This is a genomic window from Paenibacillus cookii, from assembly GCF_018333375.1.
Taxonomy (GTDB): domain Bacteria; phylum Bacillota; class Bacilli; order Paenibacillales; family Paenibacillaceae; genus Paenibacillus_AQ; species Paenibacillus_AQ cookii.
Window position 1 is genome coordinate 85423 of the sequence record NZ_BORW01000002.1, and the last position, 15005, is coordinate 100427.

Consider the following 15005-nt stretch of genomic DNA (forward strand, 5'->3'; position numbering starts at 1 on the left):
AACCCCCTGCAAAAAAAACAGGGGGTTTCTCGACAGCCTGACAATCCTGAATCGGATTGTACCTTTCTAACAGCATGGGCGCCATGCGCCCGCCGTCATTTTGACAGCATCAGTGAAACTCGACGTCGATCTTTTTGCGGGCATCCCCTTGTTTTTTCATGTGGATTTCCAGCACTCCGTTTTTGTAGGAAGCTTTGACGTCGTCGGAGGAAACGTTCGCCGGCAGCGTCACCATGCGGTGAAAACGGCCTACGTAACGTTCCTGGCGGTGCATATGCTCTTCCTTGATTTCGTTCGTCCGGTTGATCGTACCGCTGATCGACAGCATATTCCGTTCGATGTCGATGTCCACGTCTTCTTTCTTTTCAAGACCCGGAATGTCGCACACCGCTACGACCTCGCTGCCGGTTTCGTACACGTCGACGCTCAAATTGCCCAGGTTTTGGCGCATGTTCCGGAAGGCCGGGAAATCCGCATTCAAAAAATGGTCCATCTCCCGTCTCATTTGATCGAGATGGCGGAAGGGCTCGTAAGGAACTAAAGGCATGTTGCTGCATCCTCCTTCTTCATTTTCAAGCTTATTTTTTCCGGGCAATGGGAAATTATGCTCGAAAGAGGCGCCGCGATTTCATTGAAGGAGAACCTCACAGCTTGTGGTATTTCGCCAAAACGCAAGAAGCCACTCCCATCATACGAAGTGAAAAAACTTCAGCTGTTTTGTTTGAGTATGTCTAGATGGAACCCTATTTTCGGAATAAGTATAATCCAAAGCCCAGGGTATCCCGTCCCCATTGCAAGTAGGTTCTCCTCCATGACCGGATCCGTTCCAGCATGGCATCCCGGTCAGGATCATCCGGGTGTTCATGGCAATAATTTTCGATCGATGAGGAATAGAGCCATTCGTATTCATCCCAATCATTTTCGTCCGCCACATACGACCAAAGCGGAACGAATCCCAATTCCTCGGCAACCTTTACATTGTCTGCATGGCTTTTTAAATCCGTTTCCGATACTCCACCCAGCGCTTGCAGATACTCCTCACTTGGACGCTGTTTCCAGTATCCCTCACCGATGAAGATGTACCCGTCTTTTTTCACAAGACGTTTCATGTGTTGCAGAGTGGATTCCAGTCCGCCCAAGGCATGCGTAGAACCGATGCAAACGGCTAATTTAAATTCTTCTTGTTCACAATTTCCGACGGCTGCACTGGCGTCATCTACAATGAACTCTATGCTGCCATCAGGTATTCTGCTGCTCGCTTTCTTTTTTGCTTCGTCAATAGCTCCATCGTATAATTCAATAGCAACCCCTGAAATTTTGTAATTTTCCACCAGACGGATTAGCAGTTCACACTTCCCTGCCCCAATGTCCAGCACCTTATCTTGCGGATTCAGCGGTACCATTCGTATGACGTTCATCATCTTCGTTTCGTTGACCGGGTTACTGAATGCGTGGTTTCTGTGGGCAATATTTGAAAATCGGTTTCGATCCAACGAGGGCATTCTCCTTTTTATAATTGAATTTGGAATCAGTGATTTGTTCCCATGATTAAATGATAATAATAAATCGTATGAATGCAACTCGTTTTCTTGATAACGCCGGGCACTCCTCCGCATTGAAGGAACCGGGATATTATCGTTATAAACATCCTAGCTAAAATTCAAATCCATACCGTACTGTCTCAGCTTCAACTTTTTGGCTACCGCCTGTGAAGCAAAATTATTCCATGCCGTGCTGTATAAAGCCATCCGCCCCTGATTTTGGATCTCGGCAGCCCAAGCTGCCGTCACCTCCATTCCGTAGCCTCTGCCGCGGAAGTCCGGTGCGGTGTGCAGACTCGCTTCCGCAGCAATCGCTGAGCTTCTGGCACTGCTGCACAAAGATACGACAGATTGATTTTGTACAACCGCGTAAGCGGGCTGTCCAAGGATCACATCATTGACGAAATCAGAAAAATACGGTTCTAAAAGTTCGATATTCATCTGCGTGATTTTTATGGCTTGCGAGGAACGCCCTCTCATGTCAGGGAATACGTAAGCCGGTCCCAGGTAGACATGTTCCACGGGTCCGTCCTTACTTAAAATACGTATAATATCAGCTATATTAACCCGATTTGGAGCATCCAACCAAGGCGCTTTTTCGACAAACCGTTCCAGTTCGTTTTTAACGTCTTCAACCAGTGTTTCATGGTACCTTACAACATGGCCTTGCTTGGTGATCCCCATGAAAAAACGGGGCGCGCTCTTCGCGCTTGGTTCGTTTATCGTGGTCATGCGGCCATCCTCATTGTGGTTAAAAAGGACGTTGGCCTGGACTTCCATAAGTTCATGGTCTGACTGCAGAAATGGATGATTCAACTCGGTACCCCTTTATTGAGGGGAAAACGCTGGTTTTTGGGCTAGTAGGCGCGATCCCCTGCGATAAATTTTGCCCCAATCCTTGTGTTCTCCATCAGACCACCCCTATCAAAATGTAGAAGCTTTCCATTCAAAATCGCTGGAACGCATCGTCCAGGAATTTCCTCAAAAGTATATATTTGAACTTTCCTTGATGTCAACGGATGAAATCGTTGCGCGCGAACCACCGTTCCGACCAGAATCCCCCCGCAGGCGTTCGAATCGCCGGACAGCCCGCCGTCATTTTCTATATAGGAACGCTAGCCGCCTCAAGTTTAAACCGATGAACAACGCCGCAAACAGAAGCAGCACTCCCACATCCACCGCGATTTCGCCAAACCCAAGACCTTTATACATCACGCTTTTCAGGGCATCGGCCGCGTAATAAAGCGGCATGATCCTGGCAACGGCTTGAACCCACGAGGCCATTCCGTCCAGCGGAAAGATGCCTGCAAAGAAAACCTGCGGGATGATGACGATCGGAATGAACTGCACCATCTGGAACTCCGAAGCCGCAAAAGCCGAGAGCAAGATGCCAAGCGAAAGCGCCACGAATGCCAGAAGCAGATTGACCAGCAGCACGTACCAGATGGAACCTGCCAGTGGGATGCCAAGCACCAGCGTACCGAACAAAACAACGATGACCGTTTGCAGAAACGCAAACATGCCATATCCAGCCAAATAACCGGCGATAACCTCACCCGGGCGCACCGGGGTGGCCATCAGGCGCTCCAAAGTTCCCGACGTGCGTTCCCGAAGCAGTCCGATACCCGCAATGAGAAACACAAAAAAGAAGACAAAAAATCCGATCAGGATGGGACTGAGCGTATCAAAATAGTTCGTATCCGCGCCGCCATAAACATAATCCGTCGTCATGGCTACATGCGCCGCCGCAGCCTTTCCTTTCTGCAAAGCGGCTTCGGCAAGCGAGGCAGCCGTCTGACTGATTTTCATCCGGATCGCTTTGGAAACGGATGGATCGGTATTTTTCAGAATCAAGTGGATCGCCCGATCCTTCATCACTATCACGGCGTCCAGCTTATCTTTTTCCAACGTATCCTTATCGGCCTGAGCATAAGAAACCACGTCCATGCCCTGATTTTTCATCGATTCGACGATTTGCGCATCCACGTTGACCGCGCCGATTTTTACGTCGGAACCGTCCCCGGTATGCTGGAACAAATAATTCACCAAAGACAATACGAGCAACGGGGCCAAAAACAACAGCGCAAGCGTCCGTTTATCCCGGAGCAGCTGCTCGCAGATTCTGCGGACAAGCGCGCGGATTCTCATGGACGGACACCCCCTGCCTGCAAAAACACGTCTTCCAAGCCGGCGGCGTTGTACTGCCGTTTAAGCTGCTCCGGCGTGCCTTCCGTCAAAATGCGGCCATTTTGCACCATCGCCAGCCGATCGCATTTTTCCGCTTCGTCCATGACATGCGTCGTCACGACGATCGTCTTCCGTTCGGAGGATCTCAGCCGAGTCAGCTCCTGCCAAATCGATTGTCTCAATTCCGGATCGATCCCTACGGTCGGTTCATCCAGGATCAGGACCGAAGGGTCATGAACCAGGGCTATCGCCAGCGACAACCTGCGTTTCATCCCGCCGGAATAGGCCGATACATTTTTGCCGAGCTCTTGGGACAGGTTCACGAGATCGGCCGCATAGCTTATCCGCTGCTTTTGCTCCGCTTTGCCCATCTTGAACATCGAGGCAAAAAACTTCAGGTTCTCTTCGCCCGTCAGTTCGCCGTACAGCGCATCCGATTGAGCCATATAGCCGATATGCTGAAGCATGGTAAGGTTGGGCATCTTCGTCCCGAGGATATTCACCGCCCCTTCGTCCGGCACATCCATGCCGACCATCATCTTGATCAGCGTCGTTTTTCCGGCCCCCGAAGGCCCGATCAGACCATAAATTTGCCCTTGCTCCATGGTCAAGTTCACTTCGGACAGGACGGTCTTTTTTCCGAAGCTTTTGCTGACCTGGCGTACACTTACTGTGGTTTTCATGGGGAAGAACCTCCCTCAGATAATGAACATCGCGTTGATTATCTTGCACGCCTTTATTATAATCAGGGCATACCGAACCCTCAATAAACAGAAATGCGGAATGTGACCCTTAAACGGCAGGTTCGCTAAAAGTGTTCATTATAAAGGAGGGAATCGATTTGAACGAATCGACGGACCGGCGGGTCGTCCGCACGAAAGCGGTCATTCGCGACGCCCTGACGGCACTCATCGAGGAGAAAGGATTCGAAGCGTTAACCGTAAAAGACATCACGGCCCGGGCGAACATCAACCGCGGGACGTTTTATCTCCACTACCGGGACAAATACGACCTGCTGGAACAAAGCGAACAGGAACTGATTGAAGGCATGGTCGCGATCATTCGAACGATCCGCCCGTTTAATCTGGATGAGCTGCTTGCAAAGGATGAACCCGTCCCCCAAATCGTCGAATTGATCGAATACATGAACGGCCAGGCCGATTTTTTAAAGACGATCCTGGGGCCTAAAGGGGATCCGGCCTTCCATTCGCTAGTCAGGTCCATGATGTCGAAATATCTGTTCGAAAAAAACATCGTCCCGCTCATCAAAAAGGAAAACGCCCTCGTGCCGACGGAATATCTCGTGGCGTACATCAGTTCCGCTCATTTGGGCATCATCCAGGAATGGCTCGCGCAAGGGAAAAAGGAATCGCCGCGTGAATTGGCGCTCATCATGACGAAGCTTTCGATGAAAGGCCCGTTATATGCCGCAGGGGTCTTTCAGGCAATGAAAAAGGCCACGGACGGCACATAGGAGGCATTGCTTTGGAAAAGCAAAAATTAATCCGCAAGTTTGACAAGCAATCGGCGATGTACGAACAAAACACGCGGAAGCGGATGTTGGGCGAATGGCGGAAAAAGCTGCTGCAGGGCGTTTCGGGGAACGTGCTGGAAATCGCCGTCGGGGCCGGAGCCAATTTTCCGTTTTACGATATGGATCATATGCGGCTGACGGCCGTCGATTTCAGTCCGATGATGCTGCAAAGGGCGCGCCGGATTGCGGAAGAGCTGCACATTGAAGTCGATTTGGCGGAAAGCGATATAGAAACCCTCGACTTTCCTCCGGATTCTTTTGACTGCATCGTCTCGACCCTGTCGTTATGCGGTTACGATGATCCTGCCAAGGTTCTGCGGAAGATGAGGAAATGGAGCAAACCTGACGGCAGGATTTATTTGATGGAACACGGGCTTGGAAACAACCCCTTCTTAAAATCGGCGCAGCGGCTGGTGAACCCCGTAGCCCGCCGAATGTCCGGGTGCCACTGGAACCGGGATATCGAACGGTTGGTGCTGGATTCGGGGCTCCGGGTCGAACGCATGGAGCGTTATTGGGGCGGCATGATCCATTTGATCTGGGCAAGGGCGTAAGCATCCAAAACAGCAAAGCCGTCCATGATCCAATGGATCTGCTGGACGGCCCGAGGTCCTGCTTGAAATGGACCAGAATAAATGATGTTCCATGAGTAATCAGATCATGCGCTCCAACGTCTTCAGGAACCAATTCCGGAACGCTTCCTGGTCAATCCCCGTCGCTGCCTGAAGGTTCGGCTCGCCATGGACTTCCATCGTCATGCCGACGGCCGGCCCTTCGGTCACGACTTTTACGCATTTCGGCTCGACCTTGAATATTTCCGGGTTCGTGATGTAGGTTATGGCGCACATGTCATGCATCATGACCCCATGTTCCATATCGCCGTCCCGGTAATGACCGAAGGTGGCGGCGAACATTTCGGCCGATTTGTTGCTGTGTTTTGCCAGCTCGCTGCCTCCGATCAACGCTTTTTGGGTGACGTCCAAACCGATCATGACCAGGTCCAGTCCCGATTCGAACACGATTTTGGCAGCGTGCGGATCGGCCCAAATGTTGAATTCGGCCGCGCTGGTCACGTTCCCGCCGCATAGCGATCCGCCCATGAACACGATGCGCTCGATTTTGTTTTTTACCTGAGGATACATCAGCAGCAGCACGGCCACGTTGGTCAAAGGCCCGATCGACACCAGCGTCATTTTTTCGTCCGAAGCTTCAAGCAAGGAGCGCATCGCTTCGACGGCATGATCAGGCACGACCTGCTGCGTGCTTTCGGGAAAATCGTACCCGTCCATGCCGGACTCCCCGTGCACGTCGGTGCTGACCGGGGCGATTACGAGCGGCGTTTCCATGCCGCGGGCCACCGGTATTTGTTGTCCGAAGAAATCAAGGATCTTCAGCGTGTTTGCCGTCGTTTTGCCGATATCCACGTTTCCGTGCAGCGTGGTGATCAATCGGATATCCAATTCGTTTCGATAAAAGGCCACTCCGAGCGCCGCCGCATCGTCGATGCCCGGATCGGTGCTTAGGATCACAGGAATTTTTGCCATTTTGTTTCCCCCTAGAATTCGATGATTTCTCAATTGCAATCGATCTGGAACCTGTCCACACGGACGTGTTCAAGGTTAGCTCATATGTAGGCAAAGGTCAACCGGGAATGCGCTTACAAACATGATGGTGAAAAAGGAGGAAAACAACCCTACGGGCGATCTCCCCCTTCAAACCTTTATGCGGCGTTTATTCCTTCGTCACCAGTTTCAGCGGCGCCGGAATGGATTTTTCCACCGTTTTGCCTTGAAGCACGTCGTATGCGGCTTGAACGGCCATCTGTCCGATCAGATCCGGCTGCTGCGCCACCGTGGCGGTCAGTTTGCCGTCCTTGATCGATTTCAGCGCATCTTCGTTGCCGTCGAAGCCGACGACCGGGATGTTTTTGCCGGAGCTTTGGATCGCTTCGATTGCGCCAAGCGCCATTTCATCGTTGTGGGCAAATACCGCCTGCACTTCAGGATGAGCCTGCAGCAGGTTTTCCATGACGTTCAAACCTTTGGTGCGGTCAAAGTCCGCCGTTTGTTTGGCGACCACGTTCAGGTCCTTGTCCGCGACTTCATGGAAGCCTTTGCCGCGTTCGCGGGTCGCGGATGCCCCGGCGACGCCTTCGAGTTCGACGACCTTCGCGCCTTTGCCGACCGTTTTTTCGATAAATTCGGCGGCCATCCGTCCGCCCTTCACGTTATCCGATGCGACCAGCGCTTTCACGTCCCCTTTGTCCGCGGAACGGTCCAGCGTGATGACCGGAATGCCCAAACTGTTGGCCGACTGCACCACCGTCGAGATCGCGGCGGAATCCGTCGGGTTGATCAGCAGGACGTTGACGCCTTTTTGCATCAGGTCATCCACGTCGTTGCTTTGTTTCGCCGAGTCGTTTTGCGCGTCGACGACGATCGTTTCCATGCCGTGTTTTTTCGCTTCGGCCACGACGCCGTCCTTCAAGGATACGAAAAACGGGTTGTTGAGCGTGGAGACGGACAAGCCGATTTTGATATGCTTCAAATCTCCGCCGGTTTTGGGTTTAGCCCAGCCCGGCGGTTCCAGGGAACAGCCCGTGGTCAATATCAGCAGAAACGCCGCCAGGATTAACGTTAGCTTTTTCATATGATTCTCTCCCTTATGCCGATTTCTTCCGGTCGATGAGCACGGCGATCACGATGACGATCCCTTTGACCACCATCTGATAGAAGGACGATACGCCGAGCAGGTTCAGACCGTTGTTCAATGTTCCGATAATGAGCGCGCCGATGAGCGTGCCCACAATGCGTCCGCGTCCGCCGGAAAGGCTTGTCCCGCCCAGAACGACCGCCGCGATGGCGTCCAGTTCGTAAGAGGTACCGGCCGTCGGCTGCGCCGAATTCAGGCGGGAAGTCAAAATCGCGCCCGCCAAAGCCGAAAGCAGGCCTGCCAAAGAGTAAATCATGATTTTAACGCGGGATACCTTAATGCCGGATACGATGGCCGCTTTTTCATTGCCGCCGATGGCATACGTTTTGCGGCCGAAAGCCGTTTTATGAAGCACGATCCACAGAATCGCGAAAGTAATGATCATCGTAATGGCCGGAACCGGAATGCCGAATTGGTAACCGCGGCCGAACAGCTGGAATGTCATGCTGTCGCCCAGGCCGGTGATCGGGTTGCCGTCCGTGTAAACAAGCGTAAGTCCTCTGAAAATGGTCATCGTCGCCAGCGTGGCGATAAACGGCGCCATCTTCCCTTTCGTGATCATGATGCCGTTGATCATGCCCATGACGCCGCCAAGCAAACAGCCGATAATGATGGCCAAAACCGGATCAAAGCCGGCCACGAGCATATTGGCGACGAAGGCGCTGGACAGCGCCAGAATGGAGCCGACGGACAAATCGATTCCGCCTGTCAAAATGACGAACGTCATGCCGAATGCAATCAAGGCGTTAATCGATACCTGCCGCAGCAGGTTAAGAATGTTAAGCGGTTCCAAAAAGCTTGGATTCAGAACCGATACGATAATGATGAGAATGATCAGGCCCAGCAGCGGCCCGAGCTTTTGCGTGATTTGCGAAAACTGGAAGCCTTTGGCCGTTTTTGCTTCATTAAGTGTTGTCATGTTACTGTCCCCCTGTAGCCAGCGTCATTATTTTTTCCTGCGTTGCCTCGTCTTTGCTCAGTTCTCCCGTGATATGTCCCTCGTGAACCACCACGATCCGGTCGCTCATGCCGAGCACTTCCGGCAGTTCGGAGGATACCATGATGATAGCGACGCCATGTCCGGTGAGTTCATTCATCAACTGGTAAATTTCGCGCTTGGCGCCGACATCGACGCCCCGGGTCGGTTCATCCAAAATAAGGAGCCGCGGTCCGATGCCCACCCATTTGGCGATGACGACCTTTTGCTGGTTCCCGCCGGACAGGTTTCCTGCCGCCGTTTCCCGCGAGTGCGTTTTGATCTGCAGCCGCTTGATCAGCGCATCCACGAAGGCGCTCTCTTTTTGCGAGGATATGAGCCCTTTGGTCGTAAAACCGCTCAAGCTCGGCAGCACCATATTTTCGCGTACGGAGAAATCAAGCACCAGCCCTTCGTCCTTGCGGTCTTCCGTAATAAAACCGATCCCCAGCTTCACGGCGTCCACCGGTTTGCGGATCACCGCTTTTTTGCCGAACATCCGGATTTCGCCGCTGTCGAGGCGGTCCAGCCCGAACAATGCCCTCATGATTTCGGTTCGTCCCGAACCCATAAGTCCCGAGAAGCCGACGATTTCGCCTTCGCGGACCTGGAAGCTGACGTCCTGGAACAATCCTTTACGCGTGGCATGCTCCACTTCGAGCACGACCTCGCCCGGGTTCGGATTTCTTGCCGGGAACCGTTCGGTCAGCTCTCTGCCGACCATTTTTTTCACGACTTCATCGAAATTCGTGTCCGGAATATTTTTCGTATCCACCGTTTTCCCGTCGCGCATGACCGTAATCCGGTCGCAGATGGTGAATATTTCCTCCATCCGGTGCGAAATATAAACGATGGAAACACCATCTTTTTTCAGGGATGCGATCACTTCGAACAGCTTCTGGATCTCCCGTTCCGTCAACGCGGACGTCGGCTCGTCCATGATAATGACCTTGGCGTCGGAAAGCAGCGCCTTGGCGATTTCGATCATTTGCTGTTGGCCGACCGAACATTCGCCCGCTTCAACGTTGAGCGGAATGTCGACGGCAAGTCTTTGAAACTGCTTCTTGGCAAGCGCCTTCATCTCTTTATATTTTAGAAATCCGACCGGGGATGACATTTCCCTGCCGATAAACAGGTTGTCAAGCACCGTCATATCCGGCCAAACGTTCAGCTCCTGATGGATAAAAGCGATCCCCTGCCGTTCCGCTTCTTTCGGATTCGTGAAATACGTCTCCTTGCCGTCGATGAGGATCGTTCCCTCGTCTCTGGCATGCAGCCCGGTAAGGATGTTCATCAGGGTGGATTTGCCGGCGCCGTTTTCCCCCATCAGGGCGTGAACCTCGCCTTCGCGCAGGTCGAAGTCGACGCCGGACAGCACTTGGTTGCTGCCGAAGGCTTTATGGATACCTTTCATTTGGATCTGCATAAGGGCTCCTCCTAAAAAATTTTGCGGAGCAAGGCTCCTTGGATTGTTCTTCACAGCAAAATTATGCTTCGTAAGCATAGGCTTAGTTTTTGCGAGTAATACGTCCTGATAGTCTTCGAGCAAAAACTCGCTTCGTAAGCTTTCGCTTAGTTTTTGCGGGGCAAGGCTTCCTGAACAGCTTCGCAACGCCCCGCGACCGGAAGCCAAGCTCCGGGCTGTTTTAGCCGAAATAAACGCCTGCCTGCAAAATGACGTTCGCAAACGGCTTTGCCTCGCCGGTCCGGATGACGGCTTTCGCTTTCCGGGTCCGCTCCTTAAACTCTTCGTGCGGGCAGTGCTCGATGGCGCAGCCGGCGAATTTGTTCTCTATATAATGGAGCGCTTCGGGATTATCGGTCCCGATTTCCTCCGCGATGACGATTTTTTCGATCTCCATGTCGGATGCGACCGCATTGACGGTTTCCTCGAAACTTGGCGAGCCGAGCGTCAGCGCCAGATCGATTTTGGGGACGCCGTCGGGAACGGGAAGCCCCACGTCGGCGATCACGATCGTGTCGGTATGGCCCAGATCGGCCAAAATTTTTGAAATGTGACTGTTCAAGATGCCTTGCTTTTTCATGTTACAATTGCGCCTCCACTTCTTCGCGATAAGGCATGCCGCCTTGGGCCCCGAATTTCGTGACCGACAGGGAAGCGGCCCGGTTGGCGAAACGCACGCTGTCGTAAATCGGTTTCCCTTCGGCCAGAGCGACGGCAAACGCGGCGTTAAACGTATCTCCGGCGCCCGTCGTATCCACCGTCTCCACTTTATAAGAAGGCACGAGCACTTCCTTTTCGCCGTCGAAGTAACGGACGCCGCGGCTGCCTTCCGTAATGAACAGCTTGTTCGGATATTTCCGCAGCGCTTCGGAAACGCTTAAATCGGAGAACAAAATCGTTACTTCATGTTCGTTCGGCGTAAGGTAGGCCGCGTTTTCAATGACCTCCTCCGGCACCGGACGGGCAGGCGCGGGATTCAGCAGCAGCGGGATGTCCCGTTTTTTGCACAGCCGGCTGACATGCATCACCGTTTCCTCCGGAATTTCCTGCTGGATCATGACCATATCGGCTCCGTCGAAAGCAGACAACGATTGGTCGATATAAGCGGGCGTCACTTCGTTATTCGCCGCTTTCACGACGACGATGCTGTTGTCCCCTTCGGCCAGCACGATGTGGGCGGTTCCGCTTTCCATATGTGTAACCGGTTCCACATGATCGATAGAAACATGGTTCGCTTTAAAGTTATTTAAAATGATGTCTGCGTAATGATCGTCTCCTACGCGTCCGATCATCGTCACATCGGCTCCGAGCCGCGCCGCGGCTACCGCCTGGTTGGCGCCTTTGCCGCCGGGAACCGTTTTGAAGCTTTCGCCGAGAACCGTTTCGCCGGCTCCCGGGCGCTTCGACGATGTGACGACAAGGTCGATCGATGAGCTTCCTACCACAATGATTTTAGCCATGCTGCTCCACCTTTCTCGTCGTATCCCGCTCCGTGAACGTCACGGGCATTTGTATCGTTTTATTGTCTACGTTTTCATTTTCGATCAATTGAATCAAGAGGCTTGCCGCCGCTCTTCCCATATCGTACGCCGGCTGCCGGATCGTCGTCAGCGAAGGCGTCAGCAGCGTGCTCAGCGGTATATCGTCAAAGCCGATGATCTGCACGTCATCCGGAACCTTTTTGCCCAGCCTGAGCGCCTCATGCAAAACCGCCGTCGCCACGATATCGTTGCTCGCAATGACGCCGTCGGTGTCGGGATGTTTCTCGAACAGCTCCTTCGCCCAGGTCCCCGCTTCCGTAAAGGAATACGAAGAGGTCTGGATGACGTTGAAAGCAATCCCTTCGTTCGACAGCACATCGATCGCTCCCTGGTAGCGGTCCTGCGCCGGACGAATATGCTTCGGCCCCTTGATCACCGTGATTTTGCGGCTGCCGCGGGAAAGCATTTCCTGGGCGGCAATCCTTCCGCCCTCCCTGCCGTCCGAATAGACGGATGGGCGATTGTCCGCCGTCCGGTCGAGGAACACCACCGGAATGTCAAGCTTCCGGTATGTATCGTTATCCGGATGGTTCGTGGAAGCGATGACGCCGACCACGTTGTTTTGGACGAACGTCTGAATGTAATCTTTTTCTTTTTTCCTATTTTCATCGCTGTTCCCAAAGATAATCCGAAAATCGTTCGCCTGCATCTCATCCTCCACCCCGCGCGCAAGCTCGGGAAAAAAGGGGTTGGTGATGTCGGGCAGCAGCAGGCCGATCAGCCTGGACTTTCGTTTATACAAGGATCTGGCGACCTCATTCGGCGTGTAATGCAGTTCCCGGATCGCGGTTTCAACCTTCCTGCGGGTATCTTCATGGACATAACCTGTTTCATTGATCACGCGCGATACCGTCGCTACCGAAACCCCGGCATGCTTAGCCACATCTCTTATCGTTGCCATCTCTATTTATCACCTCAATGTGGAACCGGTTACACATATAAAATAGCACACCCCGATTTTTTTGGCAAGCATGAATTCGCATACAAAATACGGAAACGCGGTTGAAAAGCACAGATTATATTGGCGTTATACGATTATAGGGAACGAACCTTTATCACACGGCGGCAGATTACTCCTTACATAATTTGTTAACCTCTGATAAAATTAACCATGATCAGTTATATCCGCTGCCCTCCCTCGTTTTTTCCGGATGGGGCCGCCTGAAATCTTCTTCTAGGAGGAGGTCCGAAATGGATTCCCGGAATGAAAGACCTGAAGAAACAAGGGAACGTCTGCGGCAGGAAGAACGAAAAAACAACCCTTTCGGGGCGTTTGGAGACGGAATCAACCGCGCCGAACATGGAAGTTTAACCGATTTGACCGGCGGATTAGGATGGAAAGGCACCGGTGTTATCCTATTGGTTCTGGTCATAGGGTATGTCATCTATAATATATGGTTTTGACGAATCGATCGGGCGGGCGATGACTATGAATCAACCATTGAACAGCCTAAAAAAAGACCCCTGGCAAGTTACCGCTCAGAGGGTCTTCGGCGTTCATCCCGGGCATCCGTGAGATGTTATTCCCCCGATAAATGGGAGTCGAGCCATGGCAGCAACACCGGAAGCACATGCCGCGCTTGCATCGCGCCCGTATGATCGAGCCCATCCAAAATCCGCACGTCCCATCCCGCTTGCATCAATTCGCCTTTGCGATGAACCAGCGGAGATACGATATCGACCGTGACGTCTCCCCACTTCTCCCCGTATTCGATGCGATCCTTGCTTCCCGCAAAACAAAGCCGCGGACAGGTCAGCAAGGATTGGGCCTTCCGGTCGTCGAACCCCCGCAAATGTTCGTAAAGCGTGACAAACTGCCTCGTCTGTTTTTCGCTCATGGACACTTCGACGCTGGACCAGTCGTATTCCTCTGAGGTTTCTCCCCATTCGGCCGTTTGCGCCGTTTCGCTCGGTTGGTTGGCGGAAGCAGTGGACAAAGACATTTGATGCGTCGCGTTCGTGACTTTCAGCATTTCCAAGTAAGGGCCATCGATCGGGGGATATCCTCCCATGACCAGTGCCGTGAGCCGGCCGGTGCGGATCGCAAGCTGCAGACCGCTGAGCGCCAGCCAGGAATAACCGTAATAAGCAAAACGCTCCGCTCCCGCCGCATCGGCAATCCGCAGAAAATCGGCGGCGATGTTTTCCGGGGTTAGCGTGTCCGGCTTTGGCGCTTGAAGCACATGCCCCTCGTAGTCGAAAGCGATGACGCGATATTTCCGGCTAAGTTCCGCTATAAGCGTGCGTCCGAGCGCCGGATCGGCTCCCCATTTTCGCATTTCGTCCGCTTGCGGCCCTTCGACCGGAACCGGATTGACGGGCAGCAAAATAGCCGGTCCCTCGCCTTCCATAACGACATCGATCCGGCTTCCATCGTGTAATTCAACGTTCATCTGTCAACCCTCCCCATGATTGGCCTATTCCCCCAGAAACCTGTATTTTCCCGCTTCTAGCTTGGTAATCAAATTCAACGTGTTGGACAACTCGCTGCTTACATAATTTTCCCAAAGCCCCGTCAGCTCCGGATGTTTGGAAGGTTCGGACGGCATTTCCTCCGTAGGCAGCGTGCGCAGAAAGGAAGCCGATTCCTTCAAAGCGGACGCCCGGTCCGAAAGCAGACGAATGACCTCCCCCCTCGGCAGCATGTCCATAAAAGCGATCCCGACGGCAAACGTCTGGATTTCGAAGCTTTGCAGCGCCGATCGAAGCAGGGATTCGAACTCGGCTTTCCCCTGCTCGGTGACGCTGTATTCCGTGCGCGAGGGCCCGAGCTTGACGTGGATTTCGGAAGCCTCCGCACGCGTCAGCCCTTGTGCCTCAAGTTTTTCCAAGGCATGGTAGATCGATCCGGGTTTGACGTTCGTCCACGTCTCGGCCCGCCAGGAGGTCAAGTCGTTGTACACTCCGTAGCCATGGCTGACGCCTCTTCGCAACATGGAGCCTAACACAAGCAGTCGTACCGTTGACATTCCAAACGCTCCTTTCATTGATTTCACATACATCATAATGCAAAACTGATCACTAGTCAAATTTGAATAGATAAAAACGC

Annotated in this window: 17 protein-coding genes; 3 read left to right on the forward strand and 14 right to left on the reverse strand. The window is 52.9% G+C overall.

Going from position 1 to position 15005, the window contains the following annotated elements; translation table 11 throughout:
• Positions 1 to 109: 109 nt before the first annotated feature.
• From KI367_RS03265 to KI367_RS03285, 5 genes are all read right to left on the reverse strand, one after another.
• Positions 110 to 547 carry an Hsp20/alpha crystallin family protein gene (locus tag KI367_RS03265; RefSeq protein ID WP_036709326.1) on the reverse strand — a complete coding sequence of 146 codons (438 nt, stop codon included), beginning with the start codon at positions 545 to 547 and terminating at the stop codon, positions 110 to 112.
• A 196-nt stretch (positions 548 to 743) separates the two neighbouring features.
• On the reverse strand, positions 744 to 1502 hold the full coding sequence (locus tag KI367_RS03270) for an SAM-dependent methyltransferase (protein WP_246536565.1): 759 nt from the start codon (positions 1500 to 1502) through the stop codon (positions 744 to 746).
• 147 nt (positions 1503 to 1649) lie between these two features.
• Entirely contained in the window at positions 1650 to 2357 is a 708-nt protein-coding gene (locus KI367_RS03275; RefSeq protein WP_212947572.1) for a GNAT family N-acetyltransferase, read from the reverse strand.
• A 279-nt stretch (positions 2358 to 2636) separates the two neighbouring features.
• On the reverse strand, positions 2637 to 3689 hold the full coding sequence (locus tag KI367_RS03280; RefSeq protein WP_212947574.1) for an ABC transporter permease: 1053 nt from the start codon (positions 3687 to 3689) through the stop codon (positions 2637 to 2639).
• Positions 3686 to 4411, reverse strand: coding sequence for an ABC transporter ATP-binding protein (locus tag KI367_RS03285; protein ID WP_212947575.1), 726 nt, complete (start codon positions 4409 to 4411; stop codon positions 3686 to 3688). Before KI367_RS03285 ends, KI367_RS03280 begins: the two co-directional genes overlap by 4 nt.
• Positions 4412 to 4569: 158 nt before the next feature.
• Between KI367_RS03285 and KI367_RS03290 the strand changes: the two genes are divergently transcribed.
• Positions 4570 to 5202: a TetR/AcrR family transcriptional regulator gene (locus tag KI367_RS03290; RefSeq protein WP_212947577.1), complete on the forward strand. Its 633-nt coding sequence runs from the start codon at positions 4570 to 4572 to the stop codon at positions 5200 to 5202.
• An 11-nt stretch (positions 5203 to 5213) separates the two neighbouring features.
• Positions 5214 to 5816, forward strand: coding sequence for a class I SAM-dependent methyltransferase (locus KI367_RS03295; RefSeq protein ID WP_036709313.1), 603 nt, complete (start codon positions 5214 to 5216; stop codon positions 5814 to 5816).
• A 99-nt stretch (positions 5817 to 5915) separates the two neighbouring features.
• Here KI367_RS03295 and KI367_RS03300 read toward each other — a convergent pair whose 3' ends face one another.
• From KI367_RS03300 to KI367_RS03330, 7 genes are all read right to left on the reverse strand, one after another.
• Positions 5916 to 6806, reverse strand: a complete 891-nt coding sequence (locus tag KI367_RS03300) for a nucleoside hydrolase (protein WP_212947579.1) — start codon at positions 6804 to 6806, stop codon at positions 5916 to 5918.
• A 187-nt stretch (positions 6807 to 6993) separates the two neighbouring features.
• The gene (rbsB, locus tag KI367_RS03305) at positions 6994 to 7911 is read right to left on the reverse strand and encodes a ribose ABC transporter substrate-binding protein RbsB (protein ID WP_036709308.1); all 918 of its coding nucleotides are present in this window, start codon (positions 7909 to 7911) and stop codon (positions 6994 to 6996) included.
• Positions 7912 to 7924: 13 nt separating this feature from the next.
• Positions 7925 to 8893: a ribose ABC transporter permease RbsC gene (rbsC, locus tag KI367_RS03310; protein ID WP_036709305.1), complete on the reverse strand. Its 969-nt coding sequence runs from the start codon at positions 8891 to 8893 to the stop codon at positions 7925 to 7927.
• A gap of 1 nt (position 8894) precedes the next feature.
• Entirely contained in the window at positions 8895 to 10376 is a 1482-nt protein-coding gene (locus KI367_RS03315) for a sugar ABC transporter ATP-binding protein (RefSeq protein ID WP_212947580.1), read from the reverse strand.
• Between the two features lie 220 nt (positions 10377 to 10596).
• Positions 10597 to 10995, reverse strand: a complete 399-nt coding sequence (gene rbsD / locus KI367_RS03320) for a D-ribose pyranase (protein WP_036709301.1) — start codon at positions 10993 to 10995, stop codon at positions 10597 to 10599.
• Between the two features lies 1 nt (position 10996).
• Entirely contained in the window at positions 10997 to 11875 is an 879-nt protein-coding gene (gene rbsK / locus KI367_RS03325) for a ribokinase (protein ID WP_036709297.1), read from the reverse strand.
• Positions 11868 to 12857, reverse strand: coding sequence for a LacI family DNA-binding transcriptional regulator (locus tag KI367_RS03330; RefSeq protein WP_036709294.1), 990 nt, complete (start codon positions 12855 to 12857; stop codon positions 11868 to 11870). Before KI367_RS03330 ends, rbsK begins: the two co-directional genes overlap by 8 nt.
• A gap of 290 nt (positions 12858 to 13147) precedes the next feature.
• Between KI367_RS03330 and KI367_RS03335 the strand changes: the two genes are divergently transcribed.
• Complete coding sequence (locus KI367_RS03335; RefSeq protein ID WP_212947582.1) at positions 13148 to 13360, forward strand: DUF6366 family protein; 213 nt, start codon at positions 13148 to 13150, stop codon at positions 13358 to 13360.
• Between the two features lie 116 nt (positions 13361 to 13476).
• On the opposite strand, the gene KI367_RS03340 is transcribed toward KI367_RS03335, so the two are convergent.
• Both KI367_RS03340 and KI367_RS03345 read right to left on the reverse strand, forming a co-directional pair.
• Positions 13477 to 14349 (reverse strand): alpha/beta fold hydrolase, encoded by an 873-nt coding sequence (locus KI367_RS03340; protein WP_212947584.1) that lies wholly within the window; start codon positions 14347 to 14349, stop codon positions 13477 to 13479.
• A gap of 24 nt (positions 14350 to 14373) precedes the next feature.
• Positions 14374 to 14925: a PadR family transcriptional regulator gene (locus tag KI367_RS03345; protein ID WP_212947586.1), complete on the reverse strand. Its 552-nt coding sequence runs from the start codon at positions 14923 to 14925 to the stop codon at positions 14374 to 14376.
• Between the last annotated feature and the right edge of the window lie 80 nt (positions 14926 to 15005).